Source organism: Salinifilum ghardaiensis, from assembly GCF_054491345.1.
Genome location: NZ_CM137101.1, coordinates 4470977 through 4489636, shown reverse-complemented (window position 1 = coordinate 4489636; position 18660 = coordinate 4470977). Strand labels below are relative to the sequence as shown.

14 protein-coding genes are annotated in these 18660 nt (G+C 73.5%); 7 read left to right on the top strand and 7 right to left on the bottom strand.

Annotation, left to right across the window (positions count from 1 at the left end):
* Nucleotides 1–483: 483 nt before the first annotated feature.
* From ACVGV0_RS20380 to ACVGV0_RS20360, 5 genes are all read right to left on the bottom strand, one after another.
* Complete coding sequence (locus ACVGV0_RS20380) at nt 484–1881, bottom strand: serine/threonine-protein kinase (RefSeq protein WP_459157294.1); 1398 nt, start codon at nt 1879–1881, stop codon at nt 484–486.
* A gap of 512 nt (nt 1882–2393) precedes the next feature.
* A complete protein-coding gene (locus ACVGV0_RS20375) occupies nt 2394–3134 on the bottom strand; it encodes a hypothetical protein (protein ID WP_459157293.1) in 741 nt (246 codons plus the stop codon).
* Nucleotides 3135–3179: 45 nt separating this feature from the next.
* A complete protein-coding gene (locus tag ACVGV0_RS20370) occupies nt 3180–3797 on the bottom strand; it encodes a hypothetical protein (RefSeq protein WP_459157292.1) in 618 nt (205 codons plus the stop codon).
* 293 nt (nt 3798–4090) lie between these two features.
* Nucleotides 4091–4795, bottom strand: coding sequence for a PIG-L deacetylase family protein (locus tag ACVGV0_RS20365; protein WP_459157291.1), 705 nt, complete (start codon nt 4793–4795; stop codon nt 4091–4093).
* A 342-nt stretch (nt 4796–5137) separates the two neighbouring features.
* Nucleotides 5138–5461, bottom strand: a complete 324-nt coding sequence (locus ACVGV0_RS20360) for a hypothetical protein (protein ID WP_459157290.1) — start codon at nt 5459–5461, stop codon at nt 5138–5140.
* A 196-nt stretch (nt 5462–5657) separates the two neighbouring features.
* On the opposite strand from ACVGV0_RS20360, the gene ACVGV0_RS20355 reads away from it, so the two are divergent.
* Together ACVGV0_RS20355 and ACVGV0_RS20350 are read left to right on the top strand one after the other, a co-directional pair.
* On the top strand, nt 5658–6467 hold the full coding sequence (locus ACVGV0_RS20355) for a 3-hydroxybutyrate dehydrogenase (protein ID WP_459157289.1): 810 nt from the start codon (nt 5658–5660) through the stop codon (nt 6465–6467).
* A 53-nt stretch (nt 6468–6520) separates the two neighbouring features.
* A complete protein-coding gene (locus ACVGV0_RS20350) occupies nt 6521–7840 on the top strand; it encodes an MFS transporter (protein WP_459157288.1) in 1320 nt (439 codons plus the stop codon).
* 191 nt (nt 7841–8031) lie between these two features.
* On the opposite strand, the gene ACVGV0_RS20345 is transcribed toward ACVGV0_RS20350, so the two are convergent.
* Nucleotides 8032–8394 carry a chorismate mutase gene (locus ACVGV0_RS20345; RefSeq protein WP_459157287.1) on the bottom strand — a complete coding sequence of 121 codons (363 nt, stop codon included), beginning with the start codon at nt 8392–8394 and terminating at the stop codon, nt 8032–8034.
* A gap of 347 nt (nt 8395–8741) precedes the next feature.
* Between ACVGV0_RS20345 and ACVGV0_RS20340 the strand changes: the two genes are divergently transcribed.
* Nucleotides 8742–11231, top strand: coding sequence for a UvrD-helicase domain-containing protein (locus tag ACVGV0_RS20340; RefSeq protein ID WP_459157286.1), 2490 nt, complete (start codon nt 8742–8744; stop codon nt 11229–11231).
* 17 nt (nt 11232–11248) lie between these two features.
* Here ACVGV0_RS20340 and ACVGV0_RS20335 read toward each other — a convergent pair whose 3' ends face one another.
* On the bottom strand, nt 11249–12034 hold the full coding sequence (locus ACVGV0_RS20335) for a M23 family metallopeptidase (protein WP_459157285.1): 786 nt from the start codon (nt 12032–12034) through the stop codon (nt 11249–11251).
* 615 nt (nt 12035–12649) lie between these two features.
* Between ACVGV0_RS20335 and ACVGV0_RS20330 the strand changes: the two genes are divergently transcribed.
* The 4 genes from ACVGV0_RS20330 (at nt 12650) to ACVGV0_RS20315 (ending at nt 18657) form a co-directional block, all read left to right on the top strand.
* Nucleotides 12650–14380 (top strand): hypothetical protein, encoded by a 1731-nt coding sequence (locus tag ACVGV0_RS20330; RefSeq protein ID WP_459157284.1) that lies wholly within the window; start codon nt 12650–12652, stop codon nt 14378–14380.
* Between the two features lie 372 nt (nt 14381–14752).
* The gene (gene sucC, locus ACVGV0_RS20325) at nt 14753–15919 is read left to right on the top strand and encodes an ADP-forming succinate--CoA ligase subunit beta (protein WP_459157283.1); all 1167 of its coding nucleotides are present in this window, start codon (nt 14753–14755) and stop codon (nt 15917–15919) included.
* A gap of 6 nt (nt 15920–15925) precedes the next feature.
* On the top strand, nt 15926–16810 hold the full coding sequence (gene sucD / locus ACVGV0_RS20320) for a succinate--CoA ligase subunit alpha (RefSeq protein WP_459157282.1): 885 nt from the start codon (nt 15926–15928) through the stop codon (nt 16808–16810).
* 206 nt (nt 16811–17016) lie between these two features.
* A complete protein-coding gene (locus ACVGV0_RS20315; RefSeq protein WP_459157281.1) occupies nt 17017–18657 on the top strand; it encodes an amidohydrolase in 1641 nt (546 codons plus the stop codon).
* Nucleotides 18658–18660 lie beyond the last annotated feature (3 nt).

Sequence of the window (18660 nt, the reverse complement as noted above, 5' to 3'; positions counted from 1 at the left end):
CCGTGGCCAGCTCTTCCGACTCACCGACACGTCGGTCCGAGGTTTCCGGACCGGCGACTCGTTTCACGGCATGCAACGTTACTGGGCGTTCCCAGGGGCACGACACACCGGGGTGCGCCCGCACCAGACCCGTTCACGCGCCGTGCACGGGGTGATGCCGTCACCGCGCCGGATCCCCGCGCCGTGCGCACGACGATTGCTGTGCAGCAGCGCTCCGCGGCGATCACGCGCACGACGCGTGTGAATACTCACACTACCGAGTGATATTGCGGTCCCGGCGAATCCGGCTGCGGTGCGGGACATTTCCCGCGAAAAGTTCAAAGCGCTCGAAGTGGTGAGGTGCTTGCCGAACCGGGCGAAGGGGCGGTAACGCGTTGCCTCCTGCGGAAGGCGCGCAGACCCCGCGCCCGTGAACGCGGAGCGGGGCCGGGACCCGCAGGTCCCGACCCCGCTCGAGCGTGCGACCGCGCGGGCCCGCGAGGGCTACGGCCCCGACGTCGAGGCCGCCTGCGACTCGGTGGAACCGCCGTCCGTGGTGGTCGGTTGCTCCTCGGTGGTCGTGGTCGGCTGTTCCTCGGTGGTCGTGGTCGGTTGCTCCTGGGTCGTGGTGGTCGGCTCCTCCTCGGTCGTCGTGGTCGGAGCCTCCTCCTCGGTCGTCGTGGTCGGAGCCTCCTCCGACGTCGTCGGCGCCGGCGGCGGCACGTTGTTCCGCGTCGGCGACGGCCGGTTGTTGGCGGGATCCGCGGGACCGTCGCCGTTGTTGCCGAGGAAGGCCGAGGTCAGCAGCACGCTGGCGACCGCGACCGCGAGCAGCGCCAACCCCGAGATCAGTACCGGGCGCTTGCGCTTGCGCGGCTCCTCGTACAGCGCGTCATCGCCCCGGGTGTCCGCACCCATGTAGGAGGTCGCGTTCTCGTACGCCTGCTCGGAGTACGGGTCCTCCTCGTAGGCGCCGCCCTCCGCCGCGACCGCCGTGGGTGCCGGGTCCTGCTGGCCGGCCGACTCGGGGGCGAGCGCGGAGGGGATCGGGGCCGCGGCCGTCGGCACCGACGTCACCGAGTGCCCGTCCGCGACCGTCTGCAGCATCTCCACGACCTGCGCCATCGTCGGCCGGTCCTCGACCCGGGCGTTGAGCATGGCCATGAGCGGTTCGGCCATCGGCCCGGCCTGCTGCGGCGGTTCCACGCGGCCGGCGGCCACGGCGTGCAGCAGCGCCAGCGTGTTCTCGTTCAGGCCGAACGGCGGCCGGCCCTCGATCGCCGCGTACAGCGTGGCGCCCAGCGAGAACACGTCGGAGGCGGGCGTGGGCTCCTGGCCCATGGCCACGTCCGGCGACAGGTACGCGGGCGTGCCCGCGAGCATCCCCGTCTTCGTGACCTGCACGTCGCCCTGCGCCCGGGAGATCCCGAAGTCCGTGATCTTCACCGTGCCGTCGTCGCCGAGCAGGATGTTGCCGGGCTTGATGTCGCGGTGGATCACGCCGGCGGAGTGCGCCGCCCCGAGCGCCGAGGCGACCTGCGACCCGATCCGGGCCACCTCGCGCGGAGGCAGCGGCCCGTGCTCGGACATCATCTTGGCCAAGCTGGTGGAGGGCAGGAACTCCATGACGAGGACGGGCTGGCCCTCGTCCTCGGCCACGTCGTAGACCGAGATCGCGTTCGGATGCTGGAGGCGCGCGGCGATGCGCCCTTCCCGCATGGCGCGTTGCCGTGCTTCGTCAGCCTCGCCGGGATCCAGCCCGGGTTCGAGCAGCAGCTGCTTTACCGCGACAGTGCGGTGCAGGCGCTCGTCCACACACTCCCACACCACGCCCATCGCGCCGCTACCGATGCTGCGCTGCACCCGGTAGCGTCCGGCGACCAGGCGACCTTCGTCGCTCACCGACGTCTCCCCGTACTGCTATCGATGCCCGGTGGGCCGGGGTCGAGCGGGCGGCCACGCCACCCGGACCCCGGTGCCACCGGCCAAACGGCGGTCTGCACGAACCGGCCGCACCGGTCCGCGATGTACACGTTGCTGGCGAGCCCTGCGGCGACCGCACAGCCTGTCACTGGGTCGTTGGTCGCGGTCGTCCGGGGCCGCGGTACGGCAGCCTAGCCGACGCGCGTGTCGCGTAGGTCCGAAGTCCGCAGATCCCGCACACTGATTTCGCCGCGATCCGTCACGGTGCGGATTCCCGCCGGAGCACACCGCCCGGTGCGCCCGTTTGTCCAGGTAGTGCTCGGAATCACCGGGTGCGCGCCCGCGCGTGGCCGACGGCGTTCGCACCGCGCGTCCACCAGCCTACGCGCCGGAGCGGGTCGAACGGAGAGTTCGGATCCGCGGTGCAGGTTGTTGCCGCATCGTTGTCTCGCCCCGGGCGGAGGGCCCTGACCGGCTCCGCGCCGCGCGGCTCACCGCTGTTGCGTGCGGCTGGCCGACAGCAGGCGCGCGTCGGTGATCCGCGGTGCGCCCGGCTCGTTGCTGACCGCGAACGACTGCCGGAGCGTGACGCGCGAGCCGTCCGCGCAGCGCACGACCGCACTGGCGACCACGCGGCCGTCCCGGTGCGCCCGCGCACCGGTGAGCCGGACCGCCTCGGCCCCGGACCACGCCGGCACGAGCTCGTGCTGCGCACCGGCCCGCAGCCGCGGGTGCAGCCACGGCAGGGCCGCTGCCGGCTCCGCCGCCAGGGCCCGGTAGAAGCTGCGCACGGTGCGGACCGCGGAGGCCGCGCTGCCCGCGGCCGGATCGGCCACCTGCCCGGGATCGCCGGGGGAGGCGGGCAGCGGTCGTTCCGCAGTTCCCCGTCCGGGTCCCGTGCACGACGCGCCCTCGGGGTGCAGCACGTCCGGCAGCAGTGCGGGCGCACCGGTGACCGGCGCGGCCTGCGCGGGCTCCGCCTGCGCGGGCGAGGTGGCGCTCGTGCCCAGGCGGAGGATCAGGGCCATCGCCGTCGTCGCCGTGCACAGCAGCGTGACGCCGACGATCGCGATGGTCGTGCGCGCGGGTCCGGGGGAGTGCGCGGAGCCGCCGTGCTCACCGCTGAGCACGGCGCGGGCGAGCCGTTCGTAGCGACCGCTGCGGCGCAGGAGGTCGGTCACGCGCACGCCGCCGGGGCGGTTGTGGCGGGGTGTCGAGTCGGAGTCCGGCACGGTGGCCTCATTTCCCCGGATCGCGCTGTTTCGCCGGATCGCGCGTCACGCCGCGGCGTCCCCGGCCGCGGTGGCCCCCGGTGCGGCGGTGTTCGCCGGTGACCAGCCGGGGCCGAGGCCGGGCTCCGGGAGCAGGGACGCCGGCAGGACTCCCCGCTGCGGCGGGAAGAGGGGCCGTGGAACGACGTCGACCACCGGGGGTTCGGGCACCGCGGGCGGTTCCGGTGCGATGGAGGGCGGTGGCGCGGGCTCGGGCCGGGGAGCCGGATCCGGTGCCGGGGTTCCGGGAGTTGGGGGCTCGGGCGCCGGGGGGCCGGGTGCGGCGCCGGGTGGCGCGGTGGGCGCCCCGATGCCGACCGGTGGGGTCGTGCCGGGGGCCTCCGCCGCGGGCTCGGCGGTGGCGGGGCTGTTCGCGGCAGGCGCGGGCGGGGCCTGCGCGGTGGCCGGGTGCTCGGGTTCCCCCTCGCGCACGACGGTGTGCGGTGGGCGCGGCCGGCCCGCCCGCTCTCCTGCCGGCGCGTCGTCCTGCGGTGCGGCGAGCCCGAGCTGCGGGTCGCCGTGCGGGAGGCTCGGGGGCGGCAGGTGCTCGGGGGAGGGCGTCCGGTTGTGCGCGGCGGTCGCCATGACCGACATGGCGCTGAGCACGACTGCTGAGGTGGTCACGGCGAACCAGGCGGCGCGGCGGGAACTGCGCGGCGGGGTCACCGAAGCGGGCACCGTGCCGAGGTCGAAGGCGCGGAGCCCGGCGGCTTCGGCCTCCGGGCGCCCGGAGGCCGGGGGCGGTGCTCCCGCCCGGAGCGGGGCGCTCCCCGCGGGCGGGGCGTGGGGCCCTGCCGGCGCGACCAGCGCGCGTCGCGCCGCTCCGGAGTGGCCCCCGGATCCGGAGTGACCTCCGGCTCCGCTGCAGCGGGATCGCCCGTCGGCCATCGGTACCGCCTTCCACCTCGGGACGGTCGCTACCCGGTGTTGACGACCTGGAACGACTCGGCCAGCCGTCCCGGCATGCCGTGCTGCTCGGCGATGCGCGCCAACCCCGGCCGCAGCATCCCGGCCAGGTCGGTCAGGTGCGACGTCTGCGACGTGTGCGCGGCCAGTGCTGCGACCTTCGTACGGAAGTGATCGGTGATGTCGACGGCGCGGTTGATCCGACATTCAGGTGAAGCGACCAGCCACAGCTCAGGCACGCTCCACGGCTGCAGGCCCTCGGACACCAGCTCGGGGTGGGCGAAGGCGTTGCGGGCGTCCGGGTAGACCGCCGCCAGCGCCGCTTCCCCGACGGCGCGGTGGTCGGGGTGCGAGGCGGGGATGTGCTCCCAGTTGATCTCCGGCGAGTGGGTGAGCACCCGGTGCGGCCGCACCTGGCGGATCACGCGGCTGACGTCCAACCGCAGCGCCATGTCCGGCTGCAGCGAACCGTCCCGGTGGCCGAGGAAGCGCACGTCGCGCACTCCGACGGCGGCCGCGGCCGCGCGCTGCTCCGACTCGCGCAGGTGCGGCACCGCCTCGCGCGGGGTGTCGTCGAAACCTCCGGCGTCGCCGGAGGTGCACACGCAGTAGGTGACGAGCTCCCCGGCCGCCACCCAGGAGGCGAGGGTCCCGGCGGCGGCGAAGTCGGCGTCATCCGGGTGCGCGGTCACCACCAGCACGCGATCTTGGTCCACGGCGCCCATGGTTCCCGGCACGCACCACCCGGGCAACTTGCGTCTCTACCCGGACCACCAGCGGAGCTCGCAAGTGCCGCTGGAGCACTGGCAGTGCTTTTTGCGCGACTGTCGGTCGCCGCCAGGGGGCTGCAAACGCTTCGCCATCTCGGCGCGACAGCTCGCAGCTCGCGGCTGCCTCGACCGCCGACCCCGCATCGCAGCCGGGCCCACTGCGGGTTCTCCTGTGCGGCTCTCGCGCGGAAGGCGAGAGTGGCTACTCGAGGTCGAGCACCCGGAGCGAGAGCCGTGCGGGAGGTTCCGCCCGGAAGTCCGCACGCAAAACGGTTTGACGATGCCCTCCTAGTTGAGCTCGCCGCGGCGGAACTTCGCCTGGCTGCTCTGCAGCGCCTTGAGCGAACCGAAGCCGGCCCCGCCGCCGAGCAGGATCGCGAAGATGTCCGCGCCGGCCCCGCCGCCGAGCGCGATCAGCAGCGCCACCGCCGTCACACCGAGGCCGAGCCCGGCCATCGGATAGCGCTTGCGCGCGAACTCGGCCGCGGGCTGACCGCCCGCGCGCTTCTTCGCCGCGGCGTTCAGCATCGCGAGGTAGCCCATGTGCCCGGCCGCGACGCCGAGCGCGGCCAGCGTGATCAACAACGCGACAACACCGATAACTGCACCCATGACTCCAGTCTGCCTCGCCCGCTGCGCTTCCGGTATGGGGACTTCTCCTGAGTTCGGGGGCGAGGGGTGGGAGCGCCGCGCCGAACCGGCAACGGGTACCACGTCCGGTGGGCGGGGGACGGGGTCGTCACCGCGGAGCGGAAAAGACGCCGCCCACGTCTGGATCACCGCGGCGATCGCGCATAGTTTCCCGGTCATGACCGATCGTCGGGACCCCGGCCCCGAACCCGCGGCACCGCCCGCCGCCGCGAGCCCCGCACCCGGCAGCGGGATCGCCGGGAAGCGCGTCGTCATCACCGGTGCGGCAGGCGGGATCGGCGCGGCTCTCGCCCGCCGCTTCGCCGCCGAGGCCGACGTGCTCGTGGTCGACCGCGACGCCGAGCCGCTGCACCGGCTCGCCGCCGAGCTCGGCGCGCAGGCGCGGGTGGTCGACCTGTCCGACCCGGACAACGCGAGCGGTCTCGGCGAGGGCGCCGACATCGTCGTCAACAACGCGGGTTTCCAGCACGTCGCCCCGATCCAGGAGTTCTCCCCGGACGTGTTCGACACGCTGCTGCGCGTGGTGGTCTCCGCCGCCTTCCGGGTCGTGCGCTCCGCGCTGCCCGCGATGTACGAGCGCGGCTGGGGGCGCGTGATCAACATCTCCTCGGTGCACGGACTGCGCGCCTCCCCGTTCAAGAGCGCCTACGTGGCGGCCAAGCACGGGTTGGAGGGGCTGTCCAAGACGATCGCCGTCGAAGGAGCGCGCCACGGCGTCACCGCCAACTGCATCTGCCCCGGGTTCGTCCGCACCCCGCTGGTGGAACGCCAGATCGCCGAGCAGGCGGTGCTGCACCGCGTTCCCGAGGAGGAGGTCCTCGAGGACGTGCTGCTGGACCGGACCCCCACCAAGCGCCTCGTCGAACCGGACGAGGTCGCCGATCTCGCCCTGTGGCTGTGCGCCCCGGCCGCGAAATCCGTGACCGGGGCCTCGCTGTCCGTGGACGGGGCGTGGTCGGCCAACTGACCGACGCGGGCGGCCGCCGAGGAGCAGCCGGTCGCCGAGGAGAGGTGTGAGTGATGGGTGTTTCGACGCGGAGCGCCGTCGGCACGGGGCGGTTCCGGATCGTCCTGGCGAGCCTGGTCGGCACCACCGTCGAGTGGTACGACTTCTTCCTCTACGGGTCGGCCGCGGCGCTGGTGTTCAACCAGCTGTTCTTCCCCGCGGGCGACGCGCTCACCGGCACCCTGCTGGCGTTCGTGACCTACGCGGTCGGGTTCGTCGCGCGGCCGCTCGGCGGCCTCGTCTTCGGCCACTACGGCGACCGCCTCGGCCGCAAGAGGCTGCTCGTGCTCAGCCTGACGCTCATGGGGTTGTCCAGCTGCCTCATCGGCCTCGTGCCGACGTACCAGGCGATCGGCGTGGCCGCCCCGATCGCGCTGACCGTGCTCCGGCTGGTGCAGGGCTTCGCCATCGGCGGCGAGTGGGGCGGTGCCGTGCTCATCGTCTCCGAGCACGAGGGCGCGAAGCACCGCGGGTTCTGGGCGTCCTGGCCGCAGTGCGGCGTGCCGCTGGGGAACCTGCTCGCCGTGGCGGTGCTGGCGGTGCTGGCCGCGGTGCAGAGCGAGGAGGCCTTCCTCGCCTGGGGGTGGCGCGTGGCGTTCCTGCTGTCCGGGGCGCTGGTGCTCATCGGGCTGTGGGTGCGGTTGTCCGTCTCCGAGTCGCCCGTGTTCCAGCAGGCCCAGGAGGAGGCGCGCGCCACCGGGGCGGAGGACAAGCCGCCGGTGCTGGAGGTGCTGCGGCGCTACCGCGGCGCCGTGCTCACCGCGATGGGGGCGCGCTTCGCCGAGAACGTCGTGTACTACGTGCTGACCTCGTTCGTGCTCACCTACGTGGTCACGCACCTCGAGCTGCCGCGGGCGATGGCGCTGAACGCCTCGCTGATCGCAGCGGTGATCCACTTCGCCACGATCCCCGCCTGGGGCGCGCTGTCCGACCGGGTGGGGCGCCGCCCGGTGTACCTGTTCGGCGCGCTCGGCACCGGGGCGTGGGCCTTCGCCTTCTTCGGCCTGCTGGACACGGGGTCGTTCGTGCTGATGACCCTGGCGATCACCGTGGGGCTGGTGCTGCACGGCGCGATGTACGGACCGCAGGCGGCGTTCTTCTCCGAGCTGTTCGGCACGCGGGTGCGCTACTCGGGCGCGTCGATCGGCTACCAGCTGGCCTCGATCGCGGCCGGCTCGCTGGCACCGGTCATCGCCACCGCGCTGCTGCGCGAGTTCGGCTCGTCCGCGCCGATCGTCGCCTACCTCGTCGTGTGCGCCCTGGTCACCGCGGTGACCGTGCTGCTGTCCGCCGAGACGCGGGAGCGCGACCTGACCGCGGACCACGGCGTGTGACAGGAGCGGCCGGGAGCGCACCGGCCGCTCCCGGCCGCCCGGCTGCTCGATGTCCGCCCTCCGGGGAGGGGCAACCGGAGCGCAGGAGGTTCCGCCGCAGGAACTCCGCACGCAGAACGACTCGGCGAGTTCCGCTGCTCGGCGGCCGGAACGCCCGCACCGGCCGCCGCGGCCGGTGCGGGCCGGCGGCGTCAGCCCTCGGACTCAGCGCCCTCGTGCCCGAGCCGGCCCCGACCCAGCCGCAGCAGGATCATCGCCAGCTCTCGGCCCTCCGGCCCGAGCTCGCGGTAGCGGGCGAGCACGTCCATCTCCCGGTTGTAGACGATGCGGGGGCCGCCCGCGGCCATGCGCTGCTCGCCGACCTGCCGGGAGATCTCGGCGCGGCGCTTGACGAGCCGGAGGATCTCCGCGTCGATGTGGTCGATCTCCTCGCGGAAGTCGGAGATCGCGGTGGCGGCCTGCTCCGGGGCGTCCGGTGCGGCGGGTGCGTTCTGCGCGGACTGCGGCGCCGAGCTCTCCGGCCGCCCCCAGTCACCGTCCACAGTGGTGTTCATGGCACGTCCTCCGGTTCATCGGGCCCGGAGCGAGCGGCCCGGATGCGCGAAAGCCCCGGGTCCGCGGACTCCGGGGCGTCGTAGGTGGTGAGTGCTCACGCGTCCACGGGCGCCGGAGCCTTCCGGTGCCCGTAGAAAAAGTAGTAGCGCGCCAGCACGGCGACCAGTGTGCCACACCTCCGCGCGGCCGGAACAGCGAGCACGCCTGTACGCCTCGCCACGAGCACCTGTTCGACTCCGCCGCGCCCCTGCCTGCCCGGCCCGCGGCGGCACCCGCGATCATCGGGGCGCACCAGCGGGCCGTCTGCGCGTGGACCGTCCGCCGCGCCCGGTAACGTGGAGGCACGATGAGCACCCTGTTCGACCTTCCGCACGAGTCCGAGGGTCCGGAGTCCGCCGGTCCGGCGCCGCGCGCGGAGCGGCCCGGGGCCGACACCGACGCCCTGCTGGCGGGGATGAACCCGCAGCAGCAGGAGGCCGTGACGCACCGCGGCTCCCCGCTGCTGGTCGTCGCCGGCGCCGGATCGGGCAAGACCCGGGTGCTCACCCACCGGATCGCGCACCTGCTGGCCACCGGGGCGCACCCCGGGCAGGTCATGGCGATCACGTTCACCAACAAGGCGGCCGCGGAGATGAAGGAGCGCGTCGCCGAGCTCGTCGGACGCCGCGCCGGCGCCATGTGGGTGTCCACGTTCCACTCGATGTGCGTGCGCGTGCTGCGCCGCGAGGCGAAGACCCTCGGGCTCTCGTCGAACTTCTCCATCTACGACGCCGACGACTCCAAGCGGCTGATCACCCTCATCACCCGCGACCTGGAGCTGGACTCGAAGCGCTACCCGGCGCGCACCCTCGCGGGGCAGATCTCGAACCTGAAGAACGAGCTCATCGGGCCCGAGCAGGCGGCCGAGCAGGTCGGCAGCGACCTGGAGCGCGTCGTCGCCCGGGTCTACGCCACCTACCAGCAGCGCCTGCGCGAGGCGAACGCGCTGGACTTCGACGACCTGATCATGCGCGCGGTCGAGCTGCTGCAGGACCACCCGGGCATCGCCGAGTACTACCGGCGCCGGTTCCGCCACGTGCTCGTGGACGAGTACCAGGACACCAACCACGCGCAGTACGTGCTCGTGCGCGAGCTCGTCGGCACGGAGCCGACGGACAGCGGCGTGGAGCCGTCCGAGCTGTGCGTCGTCGGCGACGCCGACCAGTCGATCTACGCCTTCCGCGGCGCGACGATCCGCAACATCGAGGAGTTCGAGCGCGACTACCCGCAGGCGCGCACGATCCTGCTGGAGCAGAACTACCGCTCCACGCAGACGATCCTGTCGGCGGCCAACGCGGTCATCCGCAGGAACCCGAACCGCTGGGACAAGCGCCTGTGGAGCGACGCGGGCGAGGGCGAGCCGGTGGTCGGCTACGTCGCCGACAACGAGCACGACGAGGCCGCGTTCGTGGCCTCCGAGATCGACCGGCTCGTCGACGAGGGGTCGGTCACGTTCAACGACATCGCGGTGTTCTACCGGACGAACAACCAGTCGCGGGTGTTCGAGGAGGTGTTCATCCGCCTCGGCCTGCCCTACCGCGTGATCGGCGGGGTCCGCTTCTACGAGCGGCGCGAGGTGCGCGACGCGCTGGCCTACCTGCGCGTGATCGACAACCCGGAGGACGCGGTCAGCCTGCGGCGGGTGCTCAACGTGCCCAAGCGGGGGATCGGCGACCGCGCCGAATCCCTCGTCGCCGCCCACGCCGAGCGCGAGCGCCTGTCCTTCGCGCAGGCGCTGCGCGCCGCCGCGGCCGGTGACATCGCCGAGCTGAACACGCGCGCCGCCCGCGCGATCAACGGGTTCGTCGCGCTGCTGGACGAGTTGCGCGAGCTGGCGGCCGAGGCCGATGTCGGCGAGGTCCTCGAGACCGCGCTGGAGCGGACCGGCTACCGCGCCGGGCTCGACGCCAGCGACGATCCGCAGGACGCCACCCGCGTGGAGAACCTCGACGAGCTGCTCACCGTTGCCCGCGAGTTCACCGAGGCGCGCTCCGGCGGCGGAACCGATGCGGAGGCGGCCGGGGGCGCGGTGGAAGCCCCCGCCGATGGGGAGCCCGCCGCCGGGCCGGTCGGCACCGAGGCCGCCGCGGCCGCGGAGGACGCGGCCGGTGACGACGGGCTGCCGCCGGAGGACTCGCTGGCCGCGTTCCTGGAGCGGATCTCGCTCGTGGCCGACGCGGACGCGCTGCCCGAGTCCGGCGACGGCGTGGTCACGCTGATGACGCTGCACACCGCCAAGGGGCTGGAGTTCCCGGTGGTGTTCAACACCGGTTGGGAGGAGGGCGTCTTCCCGCACAACCGGGCGCTGGGCGACGAGAAGGAGCTCTCGGAGGAGCGCAGGCTGGCCTACGTGGGCATCACGCGGGCCCGGCGGCGGCTGTACGTCTCGCGGGCGCTGACCCGGTCGGCCTGGGGGCAGCCGATGACGAACCCCGCGTCGCGCTTCCTCGACGAGCTGCCCGCGGAGCTCGTCGAGTGGCGGCGGGTGGAGCCGGAGCGCTCCGCTCCGCAGGCCCGGAGCACGTGGGGCGGGCGGGCCGCCGACCGCACCGGCGCGGACTCCGCCCAGGCGCGGCTCAGCGCGGGCGGCATGCGCTCGACCGGTGCGCAGGGCTGGAAGAACGAGGTGGCGATCAAGCTCGCCGCCGGCGACCGGGTCAACCACGACAAGTACGGCCTGGGCACCGTCCTGTCCACGGAGGGCGAGGGGCCGCGGGCGACGGCGACGATCGACTTCGGGGCGAACGGCACCGTGCGGCTGATGCTCATCGGCAGCGTGCCGCTGACCAAGCTGTGAGGGGCTCCGCGGAGGGCCTACACCGGGGAGATGCCGTGCTCCTGCATCCACGGGATCGGGTTGACCTTCGCGCCGCTCGGGTTCCAGACCTCGAAGTGCAGGTGCGTGCCGGTGGACAACCCGCGGTTGCCCATGGTCGCGATCTGGTCGCCGGCCTGCACCTGCTGGCCCTCCTCGGCGGTGATCGTGTCCACGTGGCCGTAGACGGTGATGGTGCCGTCGTCGTGCTGCACGCGGACCCACATGCCGAACCCGCTGGCCGAGCCGGCTTCGATGACCTCGCCGTCGGCGGCGGCGACGATCGGCGTGCCCGTGGAGTTGGCGATGTCGATGCCGTAGTGGGTGGTGCCCCACCGGCCGCCGAACCCGGAGGTGAAGTAGCCCTGCGCGGGCTGCGCGAACTTGGGCCGCGCGGCCTCGGCGGCCGCGGCGGCGCGCTCCTCGGCGATGCGCTCGCTCTTGGCGAGCTTCTCGACCTCGGAGCCGGAGTCGGTGGTCTGCTGCGCGGCCGGCAGCACCTCCGCGGCCGGAGCGGCGCTGCGCTCCGAGCGCTGCTGCGACTTCTGCGCCGGCCCCGCACCGTCCGAGGCCTCGTCGTTCGAGGCCTCCTCGGAGGTGGCGGTTCCGAACGAGGCGGCGATCCCGCCGGGGTCGAAGCCCTCGCGCTCGGCGGCGTGGCCCTCCTCGCTCGCGAGGGACTGCCCGGCGGCGGCGAAGGCGCCCGCGGCGACGGCGGCGACGACGATGCGTCCGCGCCAGACCGTGGCGGGCGTGCGCGCGGCCGTGCTCGTGCGGGTGTCCACGGCCTCGCCGGGATCACCGAACGGCTCGGCGGGGCCGCTGCGTGCTGCCGGGGACGCGGCCTCCGCGGTTGCCGGGGAAGATTGTTCGCCGCTGGGGGAGCGGTATCGCGACAATGCCTGCCCTTCCGTCTCGGGGAGTCCGAACACGTCGCCGGACGGGGGTTCCGGCTCGCCGGTCGGGGAACCGGCGCGGGGTGTTGTCGTGATCGGACTGTGACAACGGACCGGAGGAAGGTAACGAAGGTGATCGTCCGGGGGCAAGTCTCCATTCGTGTGCACGTGGCCGCGTTCGGTGATCGCCAGCTCTTCCGCCGGGGTGGGCGCGGTTTCGATTCAGCAGCGGTGCGCGCCCGGAAGGTGCCTCTTCCTGCGACTTCACGTGCGGGCGGGAGCCGAGCGGTGGTCCGGTGCGTGTCACTCCTCCGAGGTGCTGCACGTGCCAGCTCCCCGAAAAATGATGTAGATCACCCCGAAGGAGTGGGCGTGTCGGGTGGTGCGGTCGTACCCGGCCGCACCGGCCCGTGAGGCAAGCGGAAGACCGACAACGATGCGGCCGAAAGCGACACGCCGGCCCTGGGCGCGGCCCGGCGGAGCGGCGCTACTAGCGTTTGCGCGGTGACTGAGCGGTCTGCTTCCCCCGCCCGCGGTTCCGCCCAGGCGGAACGGAACGAGCCCCTCGGCCGCACGGCCTTCACCGCCGCGGTGGTGCTCGCCCTGAGCGGTGCGCTGCTGCGCGGACTCGGCCCGCTCGCGGGGCTGGTGGTCCCCGATCCCGCACCCGCCTATCCCTCGTGGCCGCTGCTGCTCGTGCTCGCACTGCTCGCCCCGGCCGCCTCGCTGTGGCTGCGGGCGCGCGGGCGGGACGTCGTCGCCGCCGCCGTGCTCGTCGGGCCCGCGGCGCTCGCCCCGGGGCGCGCCGTCCACGACGCGCAGCTGGCCCTCGACGCGAGCGCGCTCGCGCGCCCGGAGCTGCTGCGGCCGGAGCGCCTCGCCGCCTTCACCCCGGGAACCGGGATGTGGCTGCTGCTGGCCGGGCACGTCGCGGTGCTCGCCGCCGGTGTCCTCGCCGCGCGGTCGATCACGCGGGACACCGCCGGTGACGGACCGCAGCGCCAGGGCCTGCTCGCCGTCGGGCTCGTCGCCGGGGCGCTCGCCGCGGTGGCCGCGCTGATGGCCTCCTACAGCTCCGATGATCCGTACGTCGTGCCCACCTCGGCCGTCGACGGCCCGCCGGCCGTGCTCGCCGGGAGCCTGCTCCTGGCGCTCGCGGTGCCGGTCGCCGCGGGGCTCGCCGTCGGATCCACCGATCCCGACGTCGCGCGCGGCGGGCTGCTCGGGCTGGCGCTGGGGCTGGTCGGCGTGTTCGCGCCCGCGCCGGTGACGGCCGCGGTGCTCGCCGACTTCCAGGTGGGCTGGGGGCCGGTGCTCGGTTCGCTCGCCGCCCTCGCGCTGGCCGCGCTCGCGGTCCCGGCCGGGCGCCGGCTGCGCGCGGCGGGGGAGCGGCGCCGGGAACTGCAACTGCCCGCGCACGGCCGGCTCCTCGCGCTGACCGCGGTGCTCGCCTGCCTGTCCGGGGTGAGCTGCCTGGTCGCGGCCGCCACGAGCCAGCTGCGGCTGCCCGGCGGCATGGAGGACCCCGCGGAGTACCCGGCGCGCCTGCTCTGGGTCGCGGGCGGGTTGCTGCTCGTGCTCGGCGCGGCCGTGCTCGTGCGCGGCTGGGCCGAACGGATCCGGCCGGTCCTGGCGGTCGCCTGGGCGGTGGTGCCGCTGTCCTGCGCCGCCGTGCTCGACTCGGTGTTCACCGCCGTGCAGGTCGCCGACGCCGCGGCCGGTCCCGGCGCGTGGGCGTGCGGGGCCGCGCTGGTGCTGGCCGTGCTCGCGGCGGTGGCCGCGGCGCTGGCCGGGGCGGTGGAACGCGACGAGGTCGACCTCACCGAGATCGCGATGCGTCGGGACGTGCTGCCGCCGTGCCTGGTGGCGCTGGTGCTCGGCGCGGGCGCGTTCAGCTTCCCGGTGGTCGACGCCCCCGACTACACCCCGCCGGGGGTGTTCAGCGCGTTCGGGACGACCTCCTGGGGGCTGCTCGTCGCGGTGATCGCGGTCGTGGGGGCGAGCGTGGTGGCCCCGCTGTCGCGGCCCGCTCGGGCCGCGTCGCTGCTGACCGGAGCGGCCTCGGTGGTGGCGGTGCGCGTTGCCCAGTACCCGCTGACCGTCGGCCGGCTCGAGGGTTCCTGGGCCGGTCCCGGACTGTGGCTCGGCCTGGCGGCGCTCGTGGTGCTGCTGGTCGCCGCGGGGCTCGCCGGGCGGGCGCAGCGCCCCGCGGCCGCGCGCCCGCCGGGGAGCTGATCGCCGGGGCGTGAGCGCGGGGCCTGGTCGCAGGCCGTGGGAGCGGGTTTCCGGCGCCGCCGCGGTGCGGGCGCGCCCGCCGGTGGGACACTGGCCCCGAAGGGGAGTGACCAGCACGGGGACCGGGGCGGTCCCGGTCGACCGGAGCAGGACCCGGGCGCGCCGCCCGATCGGGCGGCGCGCGGCTGTTCCGTTCGTCACGGACCAACCGCGGCGCGGCGCGTTCCGCTGCGGACTGCGCCCGCGCTGCATTGATTCACCCCCGGTAGCGGGGGCCTGCGGGTGAGGCAGTTCACCGGGTGCGCTGCCCCGTTCGTCGTCGCAGGTCGATATGGTCTTCACCGTCCGACACCGACGTCGCAGGAGACTCGAGTGGACCTGTACGAGTACCAGGCGAAGGAGCTCTTCGCCGACCACGGAGTTCCCACGCTGCCTGGCTCCGTGGCCACCGATCCGCAAGGGGCAAGGGCAGCCGCTGCAGAATTGGGCGGGCCGGTCGTCGTCAAGGCCCAGGTCAAGGCCGGAGGCCGGGGCAAGGCCGGCGGCGTGAAGCTGGCCGAGAGCCCGGACGAGGCCGAGCAGAAGGCCGAGGCCATCCTCGGGCTCGACATCAAGGGCCACACGACCCGCCAGGTGCTGGTGACCAGCGCTTCCGACATCGCCGACGAGTACTACTTCTCCTTCCTGCTCGACCGCGCCAACCGGAACTTCCTGGCCATGGCATCGGTCGAGGGCGGGATGGAGATCGAGGAAGTCGCCGCGACGAAGCCGGAGGCCCTGGCCCAGGTGCCGATCGACCCGATCGAGGGCGTGGACAAGACCAAGGCGCGGGAGATCGTCGACGCCGCGAACTTCCCCTCCGACGTCGCCGACCAGGTCGCCGACGCGGTCGTCCAGCTCTGGGAGACGTTCGTCGCCGAGGACGCCACGCTGGTCGAGATCAACCCGCTGATCAAGGACCCGCAGGGCGAGGTCATCGCGCTCGACGGCAAGGTCAGCGTCGACGACAACGCCTCCTTCCGGCACCCGCAGCACGCCGAGATGGCCGACTCCGCCGCGGAGAACGCGCTGGAGGCCAAGGCCAAGGAGAAGGACCTGAACTACGTCAAGCTGGACGGTCAGGTCGGCATCATCGGCAACGGCGCCGGTCTGGTCATGTCCACCCTGGACGTCGTCGCCTACGCCGGTGAGCAGCACAACAACGTCAAGCCGGCGAACTTCCTGGACATCGGCGGCGGCGCCTCGGCCGAGGTGATGGCCGCGGGGCTGGACGTCGTCCTGGGCGACCCGGACGTCGAGTCCGTGTTCGTCAACGTCTTCGGCGGGATCACCGCCTGCGACGCGGTCGCCAACGGCATCGTGCAGGCGCTGGAGATGCTCGGCGGCGAGGCCACCAAGCCGCTGGTGGTCCGCCTCGACGGCAACAACGTCGAGGAAGGCCGTCGCATCCTGGCCGAGGCCAACCACCCGGCCGTGACGATGGTGGACACCATGGACGGTGCGGCCGACAAGGCCGCCGAGTTGGCTGCGGGGGCGTGACGCGCGATGGCGATCTTCCTCAACGAGAACAGCAAGGTCATCGTTCAGGGCATCACCGGCTCTGAGGGGACCAAGCACACCGCCCGGATGCTGCGTTCCGGCACCAACATCGTCGGTGGCGTGAACGCCCGCAAGGCGGGGCAGACCGTGGAGATCGAGGGCCAGGAGCTCAACGTCTACGGTTCGGTCAAGGAAGCGATGGCCGAGACCGGCGCGAACGTCTCCGTCGTCTTCGTCCCGCCGAAGTTCGCCAAGGACGCCGTGATCGAGGCCATCGACGCCGAGATCGGCCTGGCCGTGGTGATCACCGAGGGCATCCCGGTCCACGACGCGGCCACGTTCTGGGCGCACGCGCGGGCCACGGGCAACAAGACCCGCCTGGTCGGGCCGAACTGCCCCGGTGTCATCTCCCCGGGCAAGTCCAACGCGGGCATCATCCCGGCCGACATCACCGGGTCCGGCAAGATCGGCCTGGTCTCCAAGTCCGGCACGCTGACGTACCAGATGATGTACGAGCTGCGGGACATCGGCTTCTCCACCTGCGTGGGCATCGGCGGTGACCCGGTCATCGGCACCACGCACATCGACGCGCTGCAGGCCTTCGAGGACGACCCGGAGACCGAGGCGATCGTGATGATCGGCGAGATCGGCGGGGACGCCGAGGAGCGCGCAGCGGACTACATCGAGGCGAACATCAGCAAGCCGGTCGCCGGCTACGTCGCCGGTTTCACCGCGCCGGAGGGCAAGACGATGGGTCACGCGGGCGCCATCGTCTCCGGCTCCTCCGGCACGGCGCAGGCGAAGAAGGAGGCCATGGAGGCCTCCGGGGTCAAGGTCGGCAAGACGCCGAGCGAGACCGCTCGCCTGATGCGCGAGATCGTGCAGGGCTGACGGCTCCGCCGTCCGGTTCTCACCGGGCCGGGTGCTCCGCGGGAGCGCCCGGCCCGGTTTCGTTCGGGGCGCCGGTTCGCGCCGCTGCCCGGTGTTCTGCCCGGCGCCCGGGTCGGGTCGAGATTTCTCACGGTGCTGTGCCGTGGTGCGCTCGCCGCCGAGCGGACTACTCTTTCGTTAGGCAACCAAACTAACGGGAGGTCTGCATGGCACCCACGGCTGATCTCGTGTTCACCGGCGGCACCGTGCGCACCATGTCCGCGGGAACCCCGGTGGCCACGGCGCTGGCCGTCGCGGACGGACGCGTCCTCGCCGTCGGCGACGACGCCGAAATCGCCCGGTGCGCGGGCCCGGGCACCGAGCGGGTGGACCTGGCCGGCCGCACCCTGCTCCCCGGCTTCGTCGAAGCGCACGGGCACCCGACCATGGAAATGGTCATCACCGGGCCCGACATCATCGACATCCGACCGGTCGTCCGCCCCACCGCCGGAGAAGCCCTCGCCGAACTGCGCCGGGCCATCGCCGAGGCCGAACCCGGCCGCTGGCTCGGCGCCTTCGGCTGGGACCCGCTGCTGCAGGAGGAGCTGCCCGCGATCAACCGCGCCCTGCTCGACGAGCTCGCCCCGGACAACCCGCTCACCGTCATGCACAACAGCGGGCACAGCGCCTGGGCCAACTCCGCGGTCGTCGAACGCGTCGGCCTGACCGAGCAGACCCCGGACCCGGTGGGCGCGCACTTCGAGCGGGACGCCGACGGGCGCCCCACCGGCGCCGCGTTCGAGAGCCCCGCCACGCTGCTGCTCATGAGCGGGGCGCTGCGCCGCCCCGAGGGCGAGGACTTCACCGAGCTGATGTCCGGCGAGCAGGACCGCCTCGCCCGGGTCGGCGTGACCACCACCTCCGACATGGCCTTCGACCCGGACACCCGGCGACCGCTGCGGAACTTCTACCGCACCGCCACCCCCAAGGTGCGCATGCGGGTGTACGAGAAGAGCACCGCCGAGATGCGCACCGGCGCCACGCCGGGCCAGGACGCCGGCGACCCGCTGCTGCAGCAGGTCGGCATCAAGATCTGGGCCGACGGCTCGCCGTGGGTCGGCAACATCGCCACCAGCTTCCCCTACCTGGACACCCCGCAGACCCGCGCGCTCGGGCTGCCCACCGGCCACCGCGGCTGCGCCAACTACACCCGCGAACAGCTGGAGGAGATCGTCGCCGCCTACTTCCCGCAGGGCTGGCAGATCGCCTGCCACGTGCACGGCGACGACGTCGTCGACACCGTGCTCGACGTCTACGAGAACGCGCTGCGCGCCCACCCGGAGCGCACCGACGCCCGGCTGCGGCTGGAGCACTGCGGCACGATGACGTCCGAGCAGTACCGGCGCGCCGCGCGGCTGGGCGTGACCTGCAGCCTGTTCGTCGACCACATCTACTACTGGGGCGACGTGCTCGTGGACGGCCTCTTCGGCGAGCGCGGCGAGTCCTGGACCGCCGCCGGCGCAGCCGTCGACGCGGGCGTGCCGATCTCGCTGCACAACGACCCGCCGGTCACCCCGGAGGAGCCGCTGCGCAACATCCAGGTGGCCGTCACCCGGCAGAGCCGCAGCGGGCGCGTCCTCGGTGAGCAGTACCGGATCTCGGTGGAGCAGGCGCTGCGCGCGCAGACCATCGACGCAGCCTGGCAGCTGTTCGCCGAGGAGGAGATCGGTTCGCTGGAAGCGGGCAAGCACGCCGACCTCGTGGTGCTCGACGCCGACCCGCACGCGGTCGACCCCGCCGCGATCGGCGACATCCCGGTGCACGCCACCTACCTCGACGGCGTCGCCACCCACCGGGCGGGGAAGTGATCG